The sequence below is a fragment of the uncultured Pseudoteredinibacter sp. genome (assembly GCF_947500695.1).
Classification (GTDB): domain Bacteria; phylum Pseudomonadota; class Gammaproteobacteria; order Pseudomonadales; family Cellvibrionaceae; genus Pseudoteredinibacter.
In genome coordinates, this window is the sequence record NZ_CANMSS010000002.1 from 251,788 (window position 1) to 273,475 (window position 21,688).

A 21,688-nucleotide genomic window follows, 5' to 3' on the forward strand; every position below is an offset into this window, starting at 1 on the left:
ATTGGAATAGCCAATTAGCTCAAAGGCATTTCCCAAAACAGTGCTTTACCATTGGTTTCATCGAGCTCATAACCACTAAAGCCGTAGTTACGATAAGCCGCCTGGGCCAGGGTATTTCCTTCTAGCACCTCTAAGGTAAGCTTACAGCAACCTCGCTCACGAGCTATCTCTTCTACCTTTGCCATCATCAGGCGGCTTAATCCCAAACCGCGAAACTCTGACATTACCGCAACATCATGAATATTCACGATGGGCTTACACTTAAAGGTAGAGAACGCCATAAAGCAATTGATCAACCCTGCCGGCTTATTATCAACCCAGGCGAGAACTGAAAATGCACCATCAATCTCTGCCAATTTTGAGGCTAGACTCTTTTGCACCTCTGGGCTGAGCGGCTCCCCGCCACCCATTGGATCAGTAGCATAGGCGTTCAGTAGCATACTAAGCGCATCGGCGTCCTTAGCGTTTAAATAATCAGCAAGTCTTATTTCTGTGGTCATTATGACAGATTAATCTCGATAAATTGTTTCAATCAAATGAAAGCCGAATTTGGTTTTAACTGGGCCATGCACGGTAAGAATAGGCTTTTTGAAAACCACATCATCAAAGGCTTTTACCATCTGGCCTTTTTGAAACTCACCCAAGTTGCCACCTTTTTTACTGGATGGGCAACTAGAGTGCTTTTTGGCAAGTTGAGCAAAGTCTTTACCTTGCGCCAGTAGTTTTTTGACCTTTTGAGCTTCAGCTTCTGTTTTTAGCAGTATATGGCGTGCGCATGCAGTTGGCATAGTCAGTCTCCACTCTTAAATCGGTTTCATTCTAAGCATTATTCGAAAAGCTTAGACGTTGGGGCGGCTAATTTTCCGAACTTTAATCTTTCGGCCCTTAATCTTACCTTCCTGTAATTGCTTTAAGGCTTTATTGGCCACCGCGCGGGCGACGGCAACATAGGCGTGAAATTGAAGGACATTAATCTTCCCAACATATTTGCCCTCGATGCCAGCCTCGCCGGTTAAAGCACCCAAAATATCTCCAGGGCGAAGCTTGTTCTTTTTACCGGCATCCAAACCAATGGTTACCATTTTAGGGCGCTGGTCGATGGAGTTAATATCGTCTATGCGCGGAGGCTCAGACCATTCGATTTCTTTATTTAAGTAGGCCTCGATATCCGCAAAGGCGCGACGTTGCTTATCGTTCACCAAGCTTGCAGCTGCACCGCTACGTCCAGCACGGCCAGTGCGACCAATGCGATGCACATAAACTTCAGCATCACGGGGTAGATCGTAGTTAATCACTAACTCGACGGTATCTACATCCAAGCCCCTAGCCGCTACATCAGTTGCCACCAATACCGTGGCACTGCCATTGGCAAAGCGCAGTAAGCTCAAATCTCGCTCGCGCTGCTCCATATCGCCATGTAAGGCCAAGCTAAACCAGCCTTGCTCATTTAAGCTTTGAGCGATTTCGACCGTTTGCTTTTTAGTGGCACAAAAGATCACACAAGAGCTTGGCTGATGCTGGGCAAGCAGTTGATTACAAAGCTCCTGCTTTTCTAGCTCGCCACCTTCAACGGCATAAGCTTGCTGGCTAATATTGGATTCACTATGGGTGCGACTCACCGTAACGCGTTTAGGTGAGCGCTGATACTGACGGCTAATCGCTTCTATACCTTCAGGGTAAGTAGCGGAATAAAGCTGTGTTTGTCGCTCTTTCGGACATTCCGACAAAATCGCTGCAATGGCATCGGCAAACCCCATATCCAGCATACGATCCGCCTCATCCAAGACCAAGCTGTGAATATTGCTAAGATCCATAGTGCCTTTGCGAAGGTGATCTTGAATGCGCCCCGGCGTGCCCACCACGATGTGAGCTCCATGTTCCAAGGAGCCTATTTGTGGGCCAATTGGCATGCCACCACACAAAGTTAGCACCTTAATATTGTGAATTCTGCGAGCTAAGCGGCGAATCTCTTTGGCCACTTGATCGGCCAGCTCGCGGGTGGGGCACAGTACCAAGCTCTGGATGCGAAAGCGTTTTACATTTAAGCGCTGCAACAGGGCCAAAGCAAAAGCCGCTGTTTTACCGCTGCCGGTTTTCGCCTGAGCGATAAGATCTTCGCCTGCTAGCGCCAAAGGCAAGCATTCCGCCTGGATATCCGTCATCTGCTGATAGCCCAGACTATCGAGGTTTTCCAGCAGTTCTGGGTGAAGGTCAAGTTGCTTAAATTCTTGGCTCATGTTCTATCTCAGGCTTGGGGCTTATAGGCAAAGTATCAGATTTGCCCATTTTAAGGGGCGCGCACAGTATCAGAAAGAGGGCCCAAAAGCGATGTTATTTTAACCAACTCTTAGCTCAAGCCCGCGTATTTAGATTGAGCTTAGCGATAACATGATCAGCAATCGGCAAGGCCGAGGTTGCTGCGGGAGAGGGCGCATTACAAACAATCAAACAGTTCTCACTCTGGGCAAAGAGAAAATCATCAATCATATTGCCTTGTTTATCGACAGCCTGGGCCCGGATGCCTGCTTTATATGGCAACAAATCCGAGACTTCTAAGCTTGGGCAGTAACTTTGTACTCGCTTAAGATAAGATTGCTTGAATAAGCTATCACGCAGCTCCCCTAGTCCCGCCTTCCAAAATCGCCCCAATAGACGATAACTGCCAGGCTCAGAAACCATCTGCTGTATATCGGCCATAGAGAACTGGGTTTTCTTATAGGCCTCTCTTCCCATGGCCAGCACCGCATTTGGGCCAACTGTAACTGAGCCGTCGATCATCCTAGTAAGGTGCACCCCCAAAAATGGCATAGTCGGATCGGGTACAGGGTAGATTAAGTGATTGATAATGCTGTTGTGCTTGCTGGGCAACTGAAAATATTCGCCACGAAAAGGCATCATCTGAAAATCAACGCTCAAGCCTAAGGATTTAACAAGGCGATCGCTTTGGATACCTGCACAAGCTATTAGCTGCTTGCAATAAAAAGTGTGCGGCTGATTATCTGTATGGGCAATAGGTAGGCTTGATATACATTGCAGCTGTACCTCACCGTCTCTTTCACGCAGCTGCTTAAGCTCGTGGCCATAATAAATTTCGCCACCAGCTTCGCCAAACTGCTTCAATAGCTCACGACAAATCTCTGAGTAATCCACAATGCCACTGGCCGGCACCCATAGGGCACCTAAACCTGCGATATTGGGCTCTCGCTGTTTTAGTTGTTGCGCGCTTTGTGGCTCCACCTCTAAACCATTTTGGCGAGCCCGCAGCTTCAGTTGATCTAAGCGTTTTAATTCTTGTTCATTGCAGGCCACCAGTAACTTGCCGCATTCCTCAAAGGCTATACGATGCTCTTTGCAAAATGCTTTTGTGCGCTGATTACCTTCAACACACAGCTTGGCTTTAAGACTGCCAGGAGCATAGTAGACGCCAGCGTGTATAACACCGGAGTTACGCCCGGTTTGATGTTGTGCGTAGCTTTGTTCTTTTTCAATAATGGCGATACGCCAATCCGGGCGCAATTGCTGTAGGCGCCAAGCCGTTGCTGCTCCGATAATACCCGCACCAACAATCAGCGCATCATAATCTGCGCGAGCTTGAAGGTTAGCTTGTGGCACGGAATCAGACATAAATAGCGAGCGCTCTACTTTATTACAGCCTAGTTTATTGAGTATTAATCCTGTGCGGGCAGGTTTGCCAATAAAAAGTGCTTCATATTCTCACCCATTACCGCGCGAATTTCGTCTTCAGTAAAGTCCGCTTTTAACATCTCGTCGGTTAGCACAGCCAATTCAGAGGTATCAAACTGCACTTCGGTAGAGCCATCATAATCCGAGCCTAAAGCAATATGTTCGACACCCAGCAACTCAATACCGTAGCGCATGGCTTTCACGATATTGCTCGGCGTGATTTCGCAAACCGCACCATCCCAATAACCTATCGCGATCAACCCACCTTGTTGGGCAATCTCTTGCATAAGCTCATCGGAAATATTACGTGGGCCAGGGCAATGGCCGTGTAGCCCGGTATGGCTTACCACAACTGGACGCGAAGCCAATGCCAGTACATCTCGTACTACCGCTTCAGACGAGTGCGCTAAATCCACAATAATACTCAATCTCTCCATTTCCTGTACGGCTTGGCGGCCAAACTCGCTCAAGCCCGCAGCGCTAGTGCCGTGTAATGAGCCACCCAGTTTATTATCGAAAAAATGGTGCAGGCCCATCATTCGAAAGCCTGCTTTATATAAACGCTCTACATTTTCTATCTTGCCATCCAAAGCATGGGAACCTTCAGTACCCAATAAGGCCGCAACTTGCTGCTGACCATTTGCCCTTTGCTGTAAGACTTCTTGTAAATCCAGCTGACTGCGAACCAAGCGAATTGCCTCGGGGTTTTCTTCTGCCACCGCTTGCAAACGCTCGGCTTGGTAAAGCGCTCGCTCGGCCAAGCTATTCCAAGTTCGTATTGGCCAGCCCTGTATTATGGCAAGCAAGGTAATGGTATCGCTGGCCTCAGTTTCATTGCGATCGTAGTTCTGACCTGATGGGCTCTTGGTCACACTGGTAAACATCTGCATGGCCACATTACCGGCCTGCAAACGTGGTACATCCATATGTCCACGATCTGCCCACTGATTGAGGTCCCGCGCCCATAGGGTAGAGTCGCTGTGCCAATCACCAATCAATATATCCTGATGAAGCCGCTTAGCTTCGGCAGATATAGGCCATGGCTCATGGGGGCTCACCTTATTGAGTTCGCGCTCAATCGCCGCTGGTGCAAATAAACGCATCAACAGTGCTGCAACCAAAAGCAGTAGCAACAATCCGATTAAGCTGTTCTTTATTATTTTCATAGTAGTGATCGCCAGTTTAATAAACATACCTCATTGTATGTTTCTGGGTGGTAATGAAAAGTGCAAATTGAATCATTTTGCCCCCCAATCGTTGTGTAAACAAATCGATTAGAACAAAATCGTGCACAATGCCCCACACAGGGCTGAACGTTAAACAACGATAATAGGGTTTGCGATGACTTCCATTTTTCAACGCCTTTGGCAGGGCTCCTTGGTCTTACAAATTGCCATAGGTATTCTTCTAGGTATCGCCGTGGGTAGCCTAATCCCCGACATGGGGCAAAAACTATCTTTATTGGGCTCACTCTTTGTTGGTGCCTTAAAGGCTGTAGCACCTCTACTGGTCTTTGTTTTGGTGATGTCATCACTGGCCAACCACCAAAAAGGCCAGCAAACCCATATGAAGCCGATTCTTGTGTTATATGGCATTGGTACCGTATCAGCCGCTTTTGTTGCGGTCATGTTGAGCTTTAGCTTTCCAGTAACACTGACGCTCGTGACCAATGAATCCTCTTTAACGCCCCCAGAAGGTATTGCGCAAGTTCTACAGGGTGTACTCATGAAGATGGTAGACAACCCTATCAATGCTGTTAGCAGTGGCAACTTTATTGGTATTTTGGTTTGGGCGATTGGTCTTGGCTTAGCACTGCGACAAGCCAGTGACTCGACAAGGCAGTTCCTAGCCGATAGTGCCGATGCCGTTACCGCCGTTGTTAAGGTGGTGATCCGCTTAGCGCCTATCGGTATCTTTGGCTTGGTAGCTGGGGTAATTGCCAGCACCGGCTTCAGTGCTCTTGCAGAATACGCTCAACTATTAATGGTGCTGATCAGCGCCATGTTAATAATCGCCTTGATCGTAAACCCGATCATTGTTTTTGTACGCACACGTCGTAACCCATACCCATTGGTATTTAACTGTTTACGCGAAAGCGGGGTAACCGCCTTTTTTACCCGCAGCTCAGCGGCCAACATTCCAGTGAATATGAACCTCTGTAAAAAGCTGGATTTGCATGAAGATACCTACTCCGTTTCTATTCCTTTAGGCGCCACAATCAATATGGCCGGTGCCGCCATCACGGTTACCGTGTTGACTCTCGCGGCTGTAAATACCTTAGGCATTGAAGTTGATATTGCCTCGGCGCTATTACTCAGTGTTGTTGCTGCGGTCTGTGCCTGCGGTGCATCTGGCGTTGCCGGTGGCTCTTTGCTATTGATCCCATTGGCATGCGGCCTATTTGGTATCGAAAATGACGTTGCCATGCAGGTAGTAGCTGTCGGCTTTATTATTGGTGTAGTACAAGATTCCGCAGAGACTGCTTTAAATAGTTCGACAGATGTGGTGTTTACTGCAGCGGCGGAAGGTCGCTGGGGTGAAGCGCAGAAAAAGTAAGTACTTTGGGCCTCTAGTGTTGCATAGAGGCCCTTTATCCTAATTCTAAAACCACATATCACTTCACAGCAGCAGCTCAAACTTACGGCTTATACTATACATTCCTCATACGGTTAGTTAACAAGGGAATGTTTCGATGAGTTCTAGTTCTCGATTTATATCACTACTTACTGCTTGTACCTGCTCCGCCCTTATTAGTCATGCCACTCTGGCGGATACTCGAATATACACCAGCCCAGAATCACTTGAAGAGGGCTCTGTATTTATACTCAACACAGTGTTGCAACACGAGTCAGCTTGCGGATCGAGATACCAGCAACAGCTCACTATACAGGAACAGGAAATCTCGATTCGATTTGAGGAGCCTGCTGATCTCGCCTGTACTGAACAACATATTCCTGGGCTATCTACTACCTTTCAACAGCAAGTTGGCCCTCTCCCTGTAGGTAATTATCAGGTATCTGTTTATAGGGTAAACGGACAGCTTGATCAAAAATTTACCCTTGTAATCGACAGAGTAAGCAGAACATTTGAGTTTGTTAATCATGAATCTCCTACAACGGGTCAGACTGTCAGTGGAGTGGGTCTAATTCGTGGTTGGGCATGCGACTGGTACAGTCAGGATCATCTTCTTCAATATCAAATAGACGGGGGCGAGAAGCATATAATTCCATACGGGTCTGAACGAGTTGATAGTGAAGATCGATGCTCCGGTGCAGGTAGAACGCAGAAATATAATGGCTGGGGGGCAGTCGTTAACTGGAATAACTATAGTCCTGGCACACACCTCTTATCCATCTGGTATAACGGCCGGAAGGTAAAAGAGAATGAAATTATTATCGCCAAACATAGTGGCGCTTTTCTAAAAGGCTTAAGTAGAAACACCTCGGTAACTGACTTTCCAAGTCTAGGCGAACAAACAAGCTTAAGCTGGTCTGAAGCTAATCAAAATTTCATCATTGTAGAAAGCAAATAGCTGAGGATTAATAGAATGAAGCTAAAAAACGTATTCGTCATACTTATCCTTTCTATAAGCCAGCAGAGCTTCGCTCAAGAAGCTTTTGAGACTTTATTTTGGACAAGCCCTAATCTCGTGTTTGACGATCAGAGCTTCACCATGAATTTTCATTTTCAAACAGACTCCCACGCCGATTCAGTTTATACAGTGGCAGTGGCCCCAAATTCTACCGTCATAAGCAGCGGCAGTACTCGGCTGCTTGTATCTCGACAGATTCCAGCGGCGCAAAGCACTCACGGATCCTCCATGGGCAGAGCAAAAATCACTTTTCCTGCATTATCAGCAGGTAGCTATGAAGTCATAATTGATTACGAAAACATAGATACTAGTGAAACTTTCTCATTCAATGTCTTAGACAAACAACATAGGGGATTCAGGAAGATAAATCATGAATCCCCTGCTATTGGAGAGCTTGTCAGTGGGGTAGGTCTAATTCGCGGCTGGGCTTGCCAAGAACAAGGCGATATTGGTGAGATTTTGTTTCAAATCGATGACCAAGACATTCTTTCCGGAAGTAAACAGCTTAAAATCCCCTATGGGTCCGAGCGTGCGGATACCGCTGAGGCCTGCTCTCAAACAAGCGAAAGTCCGAGTAAAACCCTTAATGGCTATGGCGCAATTATTAATTGGAATGCACTCAGCGCTGGGGAACATAGATTTAGGCTATGGGTGGATGGTCATTTAGCTACAGACCATTTGTTTAGCGTAGCTCAGACCAAAGCAGAATTTCAAGAAGGCCTCAGCAGAGAAGTGAGCGTGTCGGATTTCCCAAACAATGGCGACAGTAGTCTTTTGCAATGGTCTGAAGCTGATCAGAACTTCATACTTATAGAGACCCAAAAAGCTGAATAGCTCTTTTAAAACTCTACTTTTACATTCATCAGGCAATCTACTACTATTCTTGAGTTTTCATTAGTTTTAGCAACTTAGAATAGCTAGTAGAATTGCCTAAATGATCCATTACCGCATCGCTGCCGAAGACCTACTGGAGCTAATGGCCAAAACCATTGAGGCTGGCGCCAGTGTTGCGGATATCTTAAAGCAGCTGAAGCTTCCCAGTGATCTGTTAGATCATTCCAATAGACTCATCGATATGGGTGATGCCTGGCGAATTATGCTGGCCAGTCAAAATGCTGTGCATGAAGAATCTCATCTGATCTCTAGCCGTCCGCTTAGACGCGGTAGTACACGCCTAGTATTCTCCAGCTTGCAGCAGTGTGAAACTCTAGAGCAGGGGCTACAGAGCTTGGCCGACAATTACAATATTATTCATGGCGGCAACTTTAATATTGTCCGTAAACAGGGACGCAGCTTGAGTTATTGCGTTGATGATAGTGAGTTCCACTATCAAACCCAGGCCATCCCCCTAGCCATAGAGTTTGCTTTAATTAGCATTCATTGCACACTGTCTTACCTATGCAAAAAGCCACTTAAGCTCAAGCGAGTTTGCAGTAAACGCATATTGCTGCCTGAGCACGATCATCATTTAAATATTTTTCAGGCGCCGCTTAAGCTACAACAGAAGCAATACGAGTTAGCCTACGATGTAGAACAGGCAGCACTACCTTTGCAACATGACTTCAAAGAAGATATTGCAGCCAATCTTTATAGCCACTATCTTTACTTTCTGGGGTTGGCTGAGAGCAAAGCGGAACTTAATTTTTTACAACTTTGCCAAGAGAAAATTCAACAAGCCAGCGCTAAACAAGTACTTGTGAACCAAGAGTGGATTGCCAGTGAGCTGAGCATGAGTGTGGCCACTTTGCGACGACGCCTGAGCGAATATGGCTCTAGCTTTCGCCAGCTATTAGATAACTGTAATAGCGATCTAGCCTGTCAGTATTTGGAATCTGGCTTAGCTATTAGTGATACCGCTACTCGTCTTGGCTATAGTGACGAGCGTAGTTTTAAACGTGCATTCAAGCGCTGGCACAATCTATCACCGGCTACCTATATAAAACAATTCCCACAGCTCAAGCAGAAAGACGTATAACGATCTACGTAGCACTTAAAAAGCGCGCTTGATAAAAACCTGATGAGCGAAATTGTACCCTACATATCGATCTAATCCGTCATTTTTTCCTTGCTCGTAAATACCTATAGTGACAACCATCAAATAATAATAGTAGCGAGAGGAAAGTAAGATGCGTAAGCCCCTAGCGCATGCCGTAGGCCTTAGCATAGCCCTGGCCAGCACCCCACTATATGCCCAAATAGAAGAAGTTATCGTTACCGCAGAGCGCCGCGAGGCCAACCTGCAAGAAGTTCCAGTAGCGGTAAGCTCATTTACCTCAGAGAACTTAGAATCTGCCCAGGTTTCTACCATCGGCGATTTACAAAGCATGGTGCCCAACTTGAGCGTACACTCCGGTGATGCCAACAACGCAGTGGTTTATATACGCGGTATCGGGCAGATTGATTCGGTCGCCTTTTTTGAGCCAGGCGTGGGTATTTACCTCGATGATATTTACTTAGGGCGAGCTCAAGGTGCCTTCCTTGATGTCGTTGATGTTGAGCGAATTGAAGTCTTACGAGGCCCACAAGGGAGCTTATACGGTCGTAACTCGGTTGGTGGTGCCATCAAATATGTATCTGCGGCCCCCACCGAAGAGTTCAGCGGTAATATCAGTGCTCACCTTGGAAATTATGATCGCCGAGATATCAAAGCCAGTATTAGCGGCCCACTCTCTGACACCGTAAAGGGACGTTTAACCTTAGCCAGTATGGAGCATGAGGGTTATAGCGTGAACCGTTTTGATGGCCAACGCGACGGCGATCGCGATACACAATTCGCGCGCGCCGTTTTACAGTTTGATCCGAGTGATAACTTTAGTCTGCAGTTAGCAATGGACTACTCAGATAGCGACCCTAAGCGCTCTCGCACACCGGCAAAAGAAACCCCTATCAGTATTATTTTGGGTCCTACCTTCGCTGCGGATGAAGATCCCTTCGTGGTCAATGCCGACTTCAATACGGTCGAGCAAACCGAAACCAAGGGCATTAGCCTAAACGCCAGCTGGGATCCAAACGAGCAATGGAGCTTAAAATCGATAAGCTCCTACCGCGAATTAGACTATGGCACAGAGTTAGATCTAGATGGCACTCCGATAAATGCCTTTGGCATCTATTATTTTAATGAGCAAGAGCAAAGCAGCCAGGAGTTTCAGCTCCAATACCAAAACGATAATGTCTCTCTGGTCAGCGGCTTATACTATTTCAATGAACAAGGGCAAACCTTTGATGGTGGTGTCTTCGCAAATATTTTCAGCGCCAGTTCGGGCGATGGTTTTTTTGAAACTGATAGTTATGCCGTGTTTGGCCAGCTTGACTATGATATCAATGAGCAACTCACCGCCATCGCAGGTTTTCGTTATACCAAAGAAACAAAATCCTATCGTCGCATAGCCGAAAGTTTTAATCTGCTGGCACTGGCTACTGGAAACCCCGCTTTAGCAAACCCCGATAGCGATCTACTAAGAACTGTTCGTGGACAGGGCACGGTGGTATCGGGAAATCCAGATGATGCCGACTTCAGTAATTTTTCACCCAAGCTGGGTTTGAAGTATCAACTTAATGAAGACACTAATTTGTACGCCAGCTACTCTACAGCGTTTAAAGCAGGCGGCTTTAATGGCCGGGTAACTTCCGACGCTTTAACGCCCTTTGATGAAGAAACACTGATCAGCCTGGAAGCCGGGTTAAAAACTCAACTCTGGGATGATCGTCTGCGAATTAATGCAGCGATATTCCGCAATCAATACGACGACCTGCAGCTGAGTAGTTTTGAAGCCAGTGCTGATGGCGGCTCAATTTTGCCGGTGTTTACTAATGCGGGTGAAGCCATTATGAAAGGCGCCGAGCTTGAATTGACCGCTTTGGCGACAGAGTCGCTCACCGTTAACTTAAACATTGGTTATTTGGATGCCGAGTATCGCGAATACATCACTGGCGACCCCTTGAGCAACCAACTAATCGATATCTCGGATCAGCGCGAACTTGTTAATGCACCCGAGTGGGATACGCAATTTGGATTGCGTTACGATTTTGCCGCTTGGGATTGGGGCCAGCTCAGCTTTTTAACTGACATTAGCTACCGCAGCAAAACTTATCTAGAAGTAAATAGCCAAGAAACTCTCGCACAAAGTGGTTATAGCCTTGTGAATGCCGCCTTTATTTTGGCCGCCGAAGATAATAGCTGGAACGTGATGCTAGGAGGCAAAAACTTGTCGGACAAACGCTATCGCAGTCATGCCTTCGACATTTCCGCCTTCCCAGGAGTTATGCTGGGCTACTATAGCGCACCAAGAACCTACGCTCTGTCAGCCAGCTATAATTTCTAGGCGTAAATGAATGATGCAATCGTCTCACCTGGCCGGCATTGATTCGATCACTGTATCAACCCCACGACTCAAGCAACATGTTTTGAGTCGTGGCAGCAGTGACGGGGAGCCGGTATTTTTTATTCATGGTAATTTTTCAGCGGCCGACTACTTCGAAGACCTAATGTTGGATATGCCAAGTAAGTATTTGTGCTTGGCGCCAGATCTTCGTGGCTATGGGGATACTGAAGACAAAGTCATAAATGCTGAGCGCGGCGCCCGAGATTGGAGCGACGATTTATTCGAGCTAATGCAAGCTTTAAACATTGAATCCGCTCATTTTCTAGGGTGGTCCGCTGGGGCGGCCGCCATCATACAGCTCGCCATTGATCACCCAGAGTGCATTCGATCATTAAGCTTGGTTGCTCCGGTTAGTCCATTCGGCTTTGGTGGCAGTAAAAATACTGCTGGCGAGCCGAATTATAGTGATTTTGCAGGCTGTGGCGGCGGGGTAGTTGCCAAAGAGTTTATCGCCCAGATAAAGCTGCAAGATACCAGCAGCGATAGTGACTTTTCTCCACGAAATGTTATTCGCAATAGCTACTTTGCTAAGCCATGGATAATGCCGAGGGAGGAGCAATTATTACGAGCCTCGCTGAAACAAAAAATAGCGGTAGATCGCTACCCAGGAGATTTTACTGAGAGCGAAAATTGGCCATACGTTGCACCCGGAAAGTTTGGTCCAATCAATGCTATCAGTGCTAAGTATTTTAACGCTAAGGAGCTAGTTAATCTCGAGAAGAAAGCACCAATTCTCTGGTTACATGGCTCAGAAGACAAGGTTATTAGCGATCAGTCTTTTTCCGACCTAGCGTTTTTGGGCTCACAGGGTTTAGTGCCAGCCTGGCCAGGGAACGAAATCTGCCCGGCTCAGCCGATGGTTTCTCAAACGCGAGCCTTTTTGCAAAGCTATGGTAAGCACCAAGAAGTATGTTTAGAGGGTGTTGGGCATAGCCCTTTTATCGAAGTGCCAGAGATATTTCTAGATCACTTCTTAAATTTTTTACGAACCAGCTGATGCCACAGCCATATAGAATCTGATAGCCTTGAGCTAGCATTCAAACTTAAAGCATTTGAAATGGAGCCTAGCAATGCCAATCGATAATAATAAGTACCAGCAAGTCATAGAGCATATGGAAGCTGTTTCCGCAGCTACCCGGCAATCTGGCGGTGAAACTGTCGCCAAGCGCGCGCTGCTTGATATGTACTGTGCCGCCGACCCCAGCATCAGCGCCATTAAATCACGTATTTACCCAGTGATTGCTAACGACGGCGAGTTAAGTGTCACTAGCGAATGGGTAATTGCTCCAAATAGCCAGCCCGGTAAACGCTTACTTTACATTCACGGCGGCTCTTGGATGGCGGGCTCTCCTGCTACCCACCGTTCAGTAACCTCCCGCTTGGCAGAATTGACAGGCTGCGAGGTACTGGCAATTGCATATCGACTCGCACCTGAGTTTCCGTTTCCAAATGGATTGAATGATTGTATAGCGAGTTATAAATGGCTGCTTGAAAATGGCCGTGATGATAAAGGCACTGCCGAAAAAATTTATGTCTCTGGAGATTCTGCTGGGGGTAATCTGAGCCTAAGCCTTGTGCTTGCATTGCAAGAGCAGGGCCTGCGTAAGCCCGATGCCGTAGCCGCAATATCACCCGCCACCAGCTTAGATTTTGCCAGCCCAACCATAAGCAGCAACAAAACAGTAGATCCGATTATTAATGCTGATTTGCTACCTTTAGTGGTTGAAAACTACACCCAAGGCGCCGATGTTAACAATCCTTTGGTCTCACCAGCCAAGGGGGATCTCAGCTCACTGCCGCCAACCCTTCTTCAAACCGGTGAGCGCGAAGTGTTATTAGGTGACAGTATCATTTTTGCTGACGCTGCAAAGGAGCAGGGCTCGGAAGTGGAAGTTGATCTGTGGCCGGATATGCCCCATGTGTTTCAAGGCTTTGCACCTTTTTTACCGGAAGCAGATTTGGCATTAGAGAAAATCAGTGAGTTTTTACTGGCGAACTAATGACCTCGCGGGTCTACTATCTCGACGCACTAAATTGATATTAAGACATACGTCATTAGAGCGCCGAGAGCAATTCCGCAACACAGGCCAGATATAAAAGCTGGTCTGTGCTTTAAGCCTAATTGATATTGCCATGCATTCATCTGCTTTAACCTCACGCTACTCAGTAAAGATGACTTTTCTGTAAAAAGTCATCCAGCGACTATTGTTTTTTAACAATAGCAGCCTGAGCCTAAGATGAATGCCGAGCTATAAGCCATTAGTGAGCTTTTGATTATTTTCCTCCAAACGGCAGCAATTGCTTAGCAAATGCTTTCCTTCGAAGCACCCCCAGTATGATTAACGGTAAAGCCACAAGTACCCATAAAGGTGTCGTCGGTACAGCATGTTGTCCGCCTGGGCCAGAATTCGTCAAGGCCGATTGCAAACCAATTAAACGACGTGTAGCAGAACCAACAAAGCCTTGATTTGCAAACCAAGCTTGCAGGCCCGCGGTATGCATCAAGGCATCGCCACTTCCATCAGCCGTTAAACGGTTATGCTGTGCCCTGAAATCATCGGGTGTAGCTATATCATTGCCAAACTCAGCAGGTATCAAACCGCTAAACTGATTATCGTGAATGATCACCGCACGCGGAATATTGGCAAAAAACACGGGAATCTCACCGCCGATACCCGTATCGATAATGGAGATTTCCTCTAATGCCGTTAAGCCAGACCACAAAGCAGGGATGGTGCCGGTAAATTGTCCGCCGCCGATTCTAAGTATCTCTAGAGTATTTAATTGCCCCAACTCTGGAGGTAGGTTGCCACCGAGGTCATCGTTTTGGCTGATTACCAAAATATCTAGGCTGCTCAAGGTAGAAAAGGCCGCCGGAATAGAGCCGCTAAAATTGGTATTGGTGATGGTTAATTGCTCTAGCCCTGTTAGCCCACCTAGAGAACCTGGAATTGTTCCTGTGAATGGAGCGTTTAAGCTCAGTAGCGTTAGATTTTGCAGGCCACTAATCGAAGGGGAAAGCGGTCCAGTTTGCCCCCGATCTAACTGCAGGGCTGTGACTTCACCTGCGGTCACTTGAACTCTAGCCCAAGTACTAATATCCGTGGTGCCCCAATTGCTAGCATCAGTCCAGTTAGCGCCATCACTGGCAAAATAAATATCCCGTAGTGATTCACACTCAACCACACTGGCGTTGCTAACGGCTGTGCAATCAAGGGTCTGCATTCTTGTGAAATGGTCTTGCGCGTTTGCTATTGAGGAGCCCAATACCAGAGCGACCCCCAAAGCAAACACGATTAATTGCCCCCACATTCTTATGGAAGTAAGCATTCTTATGCCTCTGTTTTTCTTTGAAATGGATCAGCTTTCTTTGGCTGCTGATTTTTGGAATCGATGAAAAAGAAAGAAAGCCATGGATATCATCATTAAGCTCCAAAGCGGCGTAGCAGGAACTGCCGCTACTGAGCTTGCGCCTCCACCAGGGCCAGCAGGAACTGTTTGGCCTGACAGGGTTCTTTGGACACCGCCGGCAGCCCAGGTTGCCAAGGCGCCAGGAGTAAGTGCAACACCAGCGCCATCAGCATCTAACTGATTATTACTGAAATCCACATTGGCGGGCGTAGCTGGATCAGCGGCTAAACTCACAGGTATTTGCCCCGTTAATGCATTCCCCGATAGGTCAATTAAATTAAGGTTTGTCCGATCACCTAGGTTACTGGGGATGGCGCCTGTTAAGGCCGCATTCTGCAGAAAGATCCGCTCAATACTATTGTTCGCTCCTAAGGAATTAGGAATGCTGCCACCCAGATCTGGGTTGTTGGCGATGGAGACCAATAGCACGTTATTCCAATTGGTGAAAATATCGGGAATGCCCCCCGTCAATTGATTGCCAAATAAGAACAGGCGACGCATGTTCACCAGAGCGCTGAAGCTGCTCGGTATCGCCCCCGACAGATTATTGTTACTGAAGTTGGCCTCACGGAGTAAGGTTAAACTCCCCAAACTGCTGTTTAAGCTACCGCTAAGATTATTACTGTCCATGGCTAAGGAATTAACATTTTGATTAGGCGCCACCCCAATCAAAAATACCCCTGCCCAGTCCCCAGGGTTGCCTGTACCCCAGTTGCTATTATCTGTCCAAGATTCACCCGCCGTGGATGCAAAAAGCCCTTTTAGGGCGTTACATTCTGCCGCTGGAATTTGAGTTTGAGCGCTACAATCGTAGGCCGCTACCGAAGCTTGGGTTTGGGCATAGCTATTGGCCGACAAGCAGGCCAAAGCCGAGGCCAGCACGGACGCCAACCCTTTTATGGTGTTTTTCATGATGCTTACCTTCTGCATTTCCTCGATTGCCAAGCAACCTAATACGAGCAATTGTTGAAGTCGCTTAAACGGCCAGGGACTCTCTACTTAAGATTCCAGCTGTGCTGCTGTCAGGCTGGATAAGCAGGGCCGTTTAAGCGACGGGTGCAGAGTAGCGATCAGGTGGAAAGCTTGATTGAATATAAGGTGAAGATTTTTGAAAAGTTTTGAACCCCTGCTAAGCAAGGCCAAAGGCAAGTGTTAGCGCTCACTTACCATGGAGCTAATGCCTTTGCATAAAACCCCGGCACCATCCATTTCCCAGGTCCAGCTTGATTTGCCAGCAAGTTTGCGCGGCCCATCAAAGACCAGTTTCAGCTGGGTATGGGTAGTTCCGGTGCCATCGCGATAACTAAAGTTGGCATTCAGGGGTTTGCCAAATTCGATATTCAGCCCAAGGTTTATTTCCAGTAATGGCGAGCTCAGTATATAGGCCCCATTACGCTGGGTCATGGTGGCGTTTAGGTATTCCACCGCGTCTTCACAAAAGGGATAGTTATCAGAGTTTATTTCGGTATGTAGCACGACATTGTTATCAATCAATTGCCAGCGCCCCAATACACTTTCTGGCTCCTTCTCTCTCGGCAAGAAGTAGGCGCCAGCACCAAAAGAGCCCATCACTAACAAACCAATCAACATTAGCAAGCCGTAGCTCCGACCTTCATCACTCCGCCTCACTGGAACATCATTAGTGCTGCCATTAGCGGAAGCACTGCTGGCTTCGATAATCTGCTCTTGCTTAAGCTGGTGCAATTCATTACGGGGGGGTTGCTGAACATTGTGGGGCTCAAGCGCTAAGCGATAGCCTCTACCATGCACTGTTTTAATGATATCCCGCTCTTCATGGGCAGAAAGTGTCCGACGAGCTTCTGAGACAAGCTTAGCTAGTGACGCCTCTGAGACCACCACCTCGCCCCAAAGCTGATCGAGCAAATCCTGCTTTGTTAGCGCATTTGGGTAGCTTTCTGCCAAGAGCTTCAGCAAGCGAATCAGCTTGTCGTCTTCGCTAAGCAGCTCGCCATTGTGGCTAAGCTGAATAAGCTGAAGATCGAGCTCGAAGCTAGCAATTTGGACTGAATGATTGGGCATCAAAAAACTACACCTAAAACGGCAAAACGAAGTGCTTTAAGCGACAATATTACGGCCCCCATTAGCAAGGCTCAATGGCTATAACAAGTGAGTGACAGAGTGATTTTCTATCGCATGCTACTGCTTGCCTTGGTTATAATGCCGCCTTTCAAAGTGAATGACAGGATAGGACTGTTAGCATGGCAAAATCCCTGCAGGAACAATTGATGGGCGCAGGCCTGGTCGACCAGAAAAAGGCCAAGGCCATTAGCAAAGAAAAGCGTAAGAAGGCCAAGCAAACCCCCAAAGGCCATCAACAAGAAGATGAGATCAAATCCGCAGCCAAACAGAAACTGGCGGATAAGGCTGAACGCGATCGAGCGATGAATCAAGAGCGCCAAAAAGAGATTGAAGCTAAAGAGATTCAAGCCCAGATTAAAGATCTCATTAAGAAAAACGCTATCCCTCGCAAAAAAGGTGAGATCGCTTATTCATTCACCCACAATAAGAAGATCAAAAAGCTCTATGTCGATGAAACCCTGCAAGCTCAATTGGCTCGCGGCCAGATCGCTATTGTTGCTGAAGGCGAAAGCTATGAGCTGGTGCCTAAAGCTGTAGCCGATAAAGTCGCACAGCGCGATGCCGCCCGCGTGGTAGTACAAAACGAGCGCAGCAACGAAGTGACCGATGAGGAAGATCCATATGCCGACTTCCAAATTCCAGACGATTTGATGTGGTAAATATGGCGCTGAGTGAAGATTTTGAAGCTGTCCTAGAAGAACTACAGGACATCGCCGAGCAGGTACCCGTTCCGTTGGATCTGCCTGATCATGATGACTTGGTGGATATTGAAGAAGCTATTTTGCTGCCTATCCCACCTCTTTATCGTGACTTCTTATTGTATGCCAGCGACTTAGTTATTGGCGGCTTGGAGCCTGCGACAGCTGCCGACAGCAGCTCTCATACATACTTAGCCGATATGGCCGCTGAAGCCTGGCAGCTGGGCCTACCGAGAGAGCTGCTGCCAATTTGCCAACGCGCTAATGGCTTCTATGCCGTCAACCAAGATGATGAAATTGTGTTTTGGTCGCCTGAATCTGACTCGGAAGAGGCAGCAGAATCGATTTGGCATTGGGCCCGGGATATTTGGGCGAATAGCTAATGTTAAGAGGAGAGCTTCAGCTCTCCCTTAAAGTTTTACTGTGCTAAGTATTCTTCTTTGCTCATGCCATAAATCGAAACTGGCTGCCCGAAGACCTCATCATCGCGCAAATAACGCTCACCCAGTTTCTCCGCTAGCCCTATAGAAGCTGTGTTACCGGGATTGATTACACTGATCACCTCTTTGCGGCCCATATCTTCAAAGGCATAGGCCAATGCCCTGCGGGCGCTCTCCTCGGCGAAGCCTTGGCGCCAAAAGTTGGGGTGAATCGCCCAGCCAATCTCAAAACCTGGCCAGTCTTCTGGATTAAAGAAGCCAGCGCGCCCAACAAACTTACCACTTTCTTTGTGCTCAATGGCCCAATGACCAAAGCCCCTTAGCTGCCAATGACCGATAATATAAGCAGCGTGACGCCAGGCTTCTTGGCGAGTCATGGGTTTACCGCTCAAGTGGCGCATAACTTCTTCATCGGCGCACATTTCAATATAGGGCTCAATATCACTTTCCTGCCAAGCCCTCAAAATTAGGCGATCTGTCTTAAGTGTCGGTACGCTCATCATTGCTAACTATTCTCCTGGCAATAGTCTTGGCCATGTTCCTGGCCGCTAAATGTCATTTTTCACTCTTGCCCCATTAGACGATTAGCCCTTAAATGTATTCATCACATAATAAAAAATCGTGAGCCTGTTTTATGTCTGTCAATGAAGTCAAAAGCCATTATCGAGCCTGCAATCTCTGTGAAGCCATTTGCGGTATTGAAATCAAAACCCAGGGCGATCAGATCCTGTCAATTAAAGGGGATAAAAATGACCCCTTAGGGCGAGGTCATATATGCCCCAAAGCCGTCGCCTTGCAAGACCTGCATAATGATCCAGAGCGTTTACGTAAGCCCGTAAAGAAGGTCGATGGTGCATGGCAGGAAATTAGCTGGGAAGAAGCCATTGAACTGGCCGCGCAAGGGATTATCGACTTGCAACAGGCCCATGGCCAAAATGCTCTGGCAATTTACGCTGGCAACCCCAATGTCCATAATTACGGAAGCCTGACACATGGCAGCATGTTGTCGAAACTGTTACGCAGCAAAAACCGATTCTCGGCAACCTCGCTAGATCAACTTCCCTGCCAATTAGTGTGTTACTGGATGTATGGCCATCAGCTCGGTGTGCCAATTGCGGATATCGATAACTGCGACTACTTTGTCATCATGGGCGGCAACCCCATGGCCAGTAACGGCAGCATGATGACGGTTCCCGATATTGCTAAACGCCTTAAGGCGATAAAGCAGCGTGACGGTGAAGTCTTGGTAATTGACCCTCGCCGCAGCGAAACCGCTGAAGTCGCCAGTGAACATTGGTCGATTAGACCAGGCAGCGACGCCTTCTTGTTAATGGCGATTATTCACACATTATTCGAAGAAGGCCTAGTTAAACTTGGCCACTTAGAGCCGCTGCTAAAAGATATTGCTGATATCGAAGCACTGGCCAAACCCTTTAAGCCAGAATTGATCGAAGCTCATACCGGTATTAGCGCAGAGCAGTGCCGGGAGCTTGCTCGCAAACTATCCAATACCGAGCGAGCCGCTTTTTATGGTCGCATGGGAATTTCCACTCAGCAATACGGAACACTGTGCAACTGGGCCATTCAAATTATTAATATTTTGGCCGGCAACCTTGATAAACAAGGCGGGACTTTATTAACTCACCCAGCTGTAGGAATGGTTAAACCCGGTGAAGCCGGCGCCGGAAATTTTGGCCGCTGGAAAAGCCGAGTAAGCGGCTTATCAGAATTTAATGGTGAGATTCCCGCCGCCGTAATGGCCGAAGAAATGCTGACAGAAGGTGAAGGGCAGGCCAAAGGCTTGTTCATCATGGCCGGCAACCCCGTGTCTTCTGCGCCAAACGGTCGCCAGCTAGATCAGGCGTTAGAAAAACTCGAGTTTATGGTGGCCGTTGATATTTATATTAATGAAACCACCCGACATGCTGATGTGATTTTGCCACCGACGACGACTCTCGAGCATGATCATTACGACCTGGCATTTTTACGCCTAGCGGTTCGCAACACCGCACGTTTTAATGAGCCAGTATTTGAGCCTAGCGAAGGCGCCAAGCACGATTGGGAAATTTTTAATGCGCTAGCGGCGGCATTAGCCAGCAAGCAAGGTATTGATTTTCAAGCCTTACCAGAACCGCGAAAAATAATTGATTTCGCGATTCAGATGGGGCCTTATGGTGAAGCCGCCGATAACGACTGGTCGCTAAATGTTGATGAGCTGAGTAAACATCAACACGGTATCGATTTAGGACCACTGGAACCTTCGATCACCGAAGGACGTCTATGCACAGAAGATGGCTTAATACATTGCCTGCCAGAATTAATCCCTGAAGATATCAATCGACTTGAGCAGCAACTCAATCGTAAAGCCGGTGATGGTTTACTATTAATTGGTCGCCGCCATGTGCGCGACTGCAACTCCTGGATGCACAACAGCCACCGCTTAACTAAAGGCAAAGATCGTTGGCAGCTATATATGCATCCTGAGGATTTAGCCGCTAGAAATATCAATGACGGTGATACCGTCAGTATTGCCTCACGGGTTGGCGAGCTAAAAGTTGCGGTTAAAGCAACCGATGAAATGATGCCTGGCGTAGTCAGCATACCCCATGGCTGGGGGCACAATTCTCGCGCAGGCGTTCAAATGACTATCGCCAATGAACAAGCGGGCGTTAATTGTAACGATTTAACCGATGAACAATTTTACGATCAGGTTTCTGGAAATGCAGCACTCAATGGCGTGCCGGTAGAGGTTAAAGCGCTGTAGTCATTCTTAAACAAAAGGGGTCAGATCCCCGATACAAAAAAGAGCTTATCAAGCTCTTTTTTGTATCGGGGATCTGACCCCAGCCTTATAAGCTAGCGACTAATTTAAGAAACAATAGTAAAAGCACACAACTTATTACCATCTAAATCACGAAAGTAAGCACCATAAAAGCCATCACCACGTAAGCCCGGCGCGCCTTCATCGCTGGCACCTAAATCCATCGCTTTTTGATGAAAAGCATCTACCTTATCTTGTGTATCCATAGCAACAGCGGTCATGCTGCCATTACCTACGGTTGCCTCATTTCCATCAAAAGGTTTGGAAATACAGATCATAGGCTTACCAGGATCTACTGCCCAAGCCACAAAGGTATCCATATCCATAAAACGATTGGCGCCAATCGAGCCTAATAAGGCATCGTAAAAATCTGCCGCTTTTGCAAAATCATTTGTTCCCAAAGTTACGTAACCGATCATTCTGGCGTTCCTTATTAGTTGAATAAAACGTCTATAGAAATAGCTGAAACCTAACTATGTCATGTTAGAAACAAAAAAGGCAGCGATTTCTTCGCTGCCTTTTTTGCCTACTGACAGCAGCTGTCAGTAGGCCCTGATTTA

20 protein-coding genes are annotated in these 21,688 nt (G+C 47.3%); 10 read left to right on the top strand and 10 right to left on the bottom strand.

Translation table 11 applies throughout. The features are described 5' to 3' along the window. Positions 1-14: 14 nt before the first annotated feature. The 5 genes from Q1A08_RS04870 to Q1A08_RS04890 all read right to left on the bottom strand — a co-directional run bounded on the left by Q1A08_RS04870 (position 15) and on the right by Q1A08_RS04890 (position 4,850). A complete protein-coding gene (locus tag Q1A08_RS04870) occupies positions 15-500 on the bottom strand; it encodes a GNAT family N-acetyltransferase (RefSeq protein WP_299770377.1) in 486 nt (161 codons plus the stop codon). 9 nt (positions 501-509) lie between these two features. Continuing rightward, positions 510-788 (bottom strand): peptidylprolyl isomerase, encoded by a 279-nt coding sequence (locus Q1A08_RS04875; protein WP_299770379.1) that lies wholly within the window; start codon positions 786-788, stop codon positions 510-512. A 51-nt stretch (positions 789-839) separates the two neighbouring features. After that, the gene (gene dbpA, locus Q1A08_RS04880; protein ID WP_299770381.1) at positions 840-2,237 is read right to left on the bottom strand and encodes an ATP-dependent RNA helicase DbpA; all 1,398 of its coding nucleotides are present in this window, start codon (positions 2,235-2,237) and stop codon (positions 840-842) included. Positions 2,238-2,352: 115 nt separating this feature from the next. Beyond that, complete coding sequence (gene lhgO / locus Q1A08_RS04885) at positions 2,353-3,624, bottom strand: L-2-hydroxyglutarate oxidase (protein WP_299770383.1); 1,272 nt, start codon at positions 3,622-3,624, stop codon at positions 2,353-2,355. A gap of 44 nt (positions 3,625-3,668) precedes the next feature. Beyond that, complete coding sequence (locus tag Q1A08_RS04890; protein ID WP_299770385.1) at positions 3,669-4,850, bottom strand: dipeptidase; 1,182 nt, start codon at positions 4,848-4,850, stop codon at positions 3,669-3,671. 184 nt (positions 4,851-5,034) lie between these two features. Here Q1A08_RS04890 and sstT point away from each other — a divergent pair, with 184 nt between their 5' ends. From sstT to Q1A08_RS04925, 7 genes are all read left to right on the top strand, one after another. Beyond that, positions 5,035-6,240 (top strand): serine/threonine transporter SstT, encoded by a 1,206-nt coding sequence (gene sstT, locus Q1A08_RS04895; RefSeq protein WP_363323496.1) that lies wholly within the window; start codon positions 5,035-5,037, stop codon positions 6,238-6,240. Positions 6,241-6,376: 136 nt separating this feature from the next. Further along, the gene (locus tag Q1A08_RS04900; RefSeq protein ID WP_299770389.1) at positions 6,377-7,216 is read left to right on the top strand and encodes a hypothetical protein; all 840 of its coding nucleotides are present in this window, start codon (positions 6,377-6,379) and stop codon (positions 7,214-7,216) included. A gap of 15 nt (positions 7,217-7,231) precedes the next feature. Next, positions 7,232-8,110, top strand: coding sequence for a hypothetical protein (locus Q1A08_RS04905; protein ID WP_299770391.1), 879 nt, complete (start codon positions 7,232-7,234; stop codon positions 8,108-8,110). Positions 8,111-8,210: 100 nt separating this feature from the next. Further along, positions 8,211-9,251 (top strand): AraC family transcriptional regulator, encoded by a 1,041-nt coding sequence (locus Q1A08_RS04910; RefSeq protein WP_299770393.1) that lies wholly within the window; start codon positions 8,211-8,213, stop codon positions 9,249-9,251. Between the two features lie 151 nt (positions 9,252-9,402). Beyond that, positions 9,403-11,598 carry a TonB-dependent receptor gene (locus tag Q1A08_RS04915; RefSeq protein ID WP_299770395.1) on the top strand — a complete coding sequence of 732 codons (2,196 nt, stop codon included), beginning with the start codon at positions 9,403-9,405 and terminating at the stop codon, positions 11,596-11,598. A 10-nt stretch (positions 11,599-11,608) separates the two neighbouring features. Next, positions 11,609-12,655, top strand: coding sequence for an alpha/beta hydrolase (locus Q1A08_RS04920; protein WP_299770397.1), 1,047 nt, complete (start codon positions 11,609-11,611; stop codon positions 12,653-12,655). A 73-nt stretch (positions 12,656-12,728) separates the two neighbouring features. Then, positions 12,729-13,658, top strand: a complete 930-nt coding sequence (locus Q1A08_RS04925) for an alpha/beta hydrolase (RefSeq protein ID WP_299770399.1) — start codon at positions 12,729-12,731, stop codon at positions 13,656-13,658. A gap of 274 nt (positions 13,659-13,932) precedes the next feature. On the opposite strand, the gene Q1A08_RS04930 is transcribed toward Q1A08_RS04925, so the two are convergent. The 3 genes from Q1A08_RS04930 to Q1A08_RS04940 all read right to left on the bottom strand — a co-directional run bounded on the left by Q1A08_RS04930 (position 13,933) and on the right by Q1A08_RS04940 (position 17,109). After that, positions 13,933-14,988: a hypothetical protein gene (locus tag Q1A08_RS04930; protein ID WP_299770401.1), complete on the bottom strand. Its 1,056-nt coding sequence runs from the start codon at positions 14,986-14,988 to the stop codon at positions 13,933-13,935. Positions 14,989-15,018: 30 nt separating this feature from the next. Then, positions 15,019-15,981, bottom strand: a complete 963-nt coding sequence (locus Q1A08_RS04935; protein ID WP_299770402.1) for a hypothetical protein — start codon at positions 15,979-15,981, stop codon at positions 15,019-15,021. 240 nt (positions 15,982-16,221) lie between these two features. After that, on the bottom strand, positions 16,222-17,109 hold the full coding sequence (locus Q1A08_RS04940; protein WP_299770404.1) for a winged helix-turn-helix domain-containing protein: 888 nt from the start codon (positions 17,107-17,109) through the stop codon (positions 16,222-16,224). A gap of 179 nt (positions 17,110-17,288) precedes the next feature. Between Q1A08_RS04940 and Q1A08_RS04945 the strand changes: the two genes are divergently transcribed. Next, complete coding sequence (locus tag Q1A08_RS04945) at positions 17,289-17,828, top strand: DUF2058 domain-containing protein (RefSeq protein WP_299770407.1); 540 nt, start codon at positions 17,289-17,291, stop codon at positions 17,826-17,828. Between the two features lie 2 nt (positions 17,829-17,830). After that, positions 17,831-18,250 (top strand): SMI1/KNR4 family protein, encoded by a 420-nt coding sequence (locus tag Q1A08_RS04950; RefSeq protein ID WP_299770409.1) that lies wholly within the window; start codon positions 17,831-17,833, stop codon positions 18,248-18,250. A 35-nt stretch (positions 18,251-18,285) separates the two neighbouring features. On the opposite strand, the gene Q1A08_RS04955 is transcribed toward Q1A08_RS04950, so the two are convergent. After that, on the bottom strand, positions 18,286-18,810 hold the full coding sequence (locus Q1A08_RS04955) for a GNAT family N-acetyltransferase (protein WP_299770410.1): 525 nt from the start codon (positions 18,808-18,810) through the stop codon (positions 18,286-18,288). Between the two features lie 131 nt (positions 18,811-18,941). Here Q1A08_RS04955 and Q1A08_RS04960 point away from each other — a divergent pair, with 131 nt between their 5' ends. Beyond that, entirely contained in the window at positions 18,942-21,071 is a 2,130-nt protein-coding gene (locus Q1A08_RS04960; RefSeq protein WP_299770412.1) for a molybdopterin-dependent oxidoreductase, read from the top strand. Between the two features lie 104 nt (positions 21,072-21,175). Here Q1A08_RS04960 and Q1A08_RS04965 read toward each other — a convergent pair whose 3' ends face one another. Beyond that, complete coding sequence (locus tag Q1A08_RS04965) at positions 21,176-21,547, bottom strand: VOC family protein (RefSeq protein ID WP_299770414.1); 372 nt, start codon at positions 21,545-21,547, stop codon at positions 21,176-21,178. Positions 21,548-21,688 lie beyond the last annotated feature (141 nt).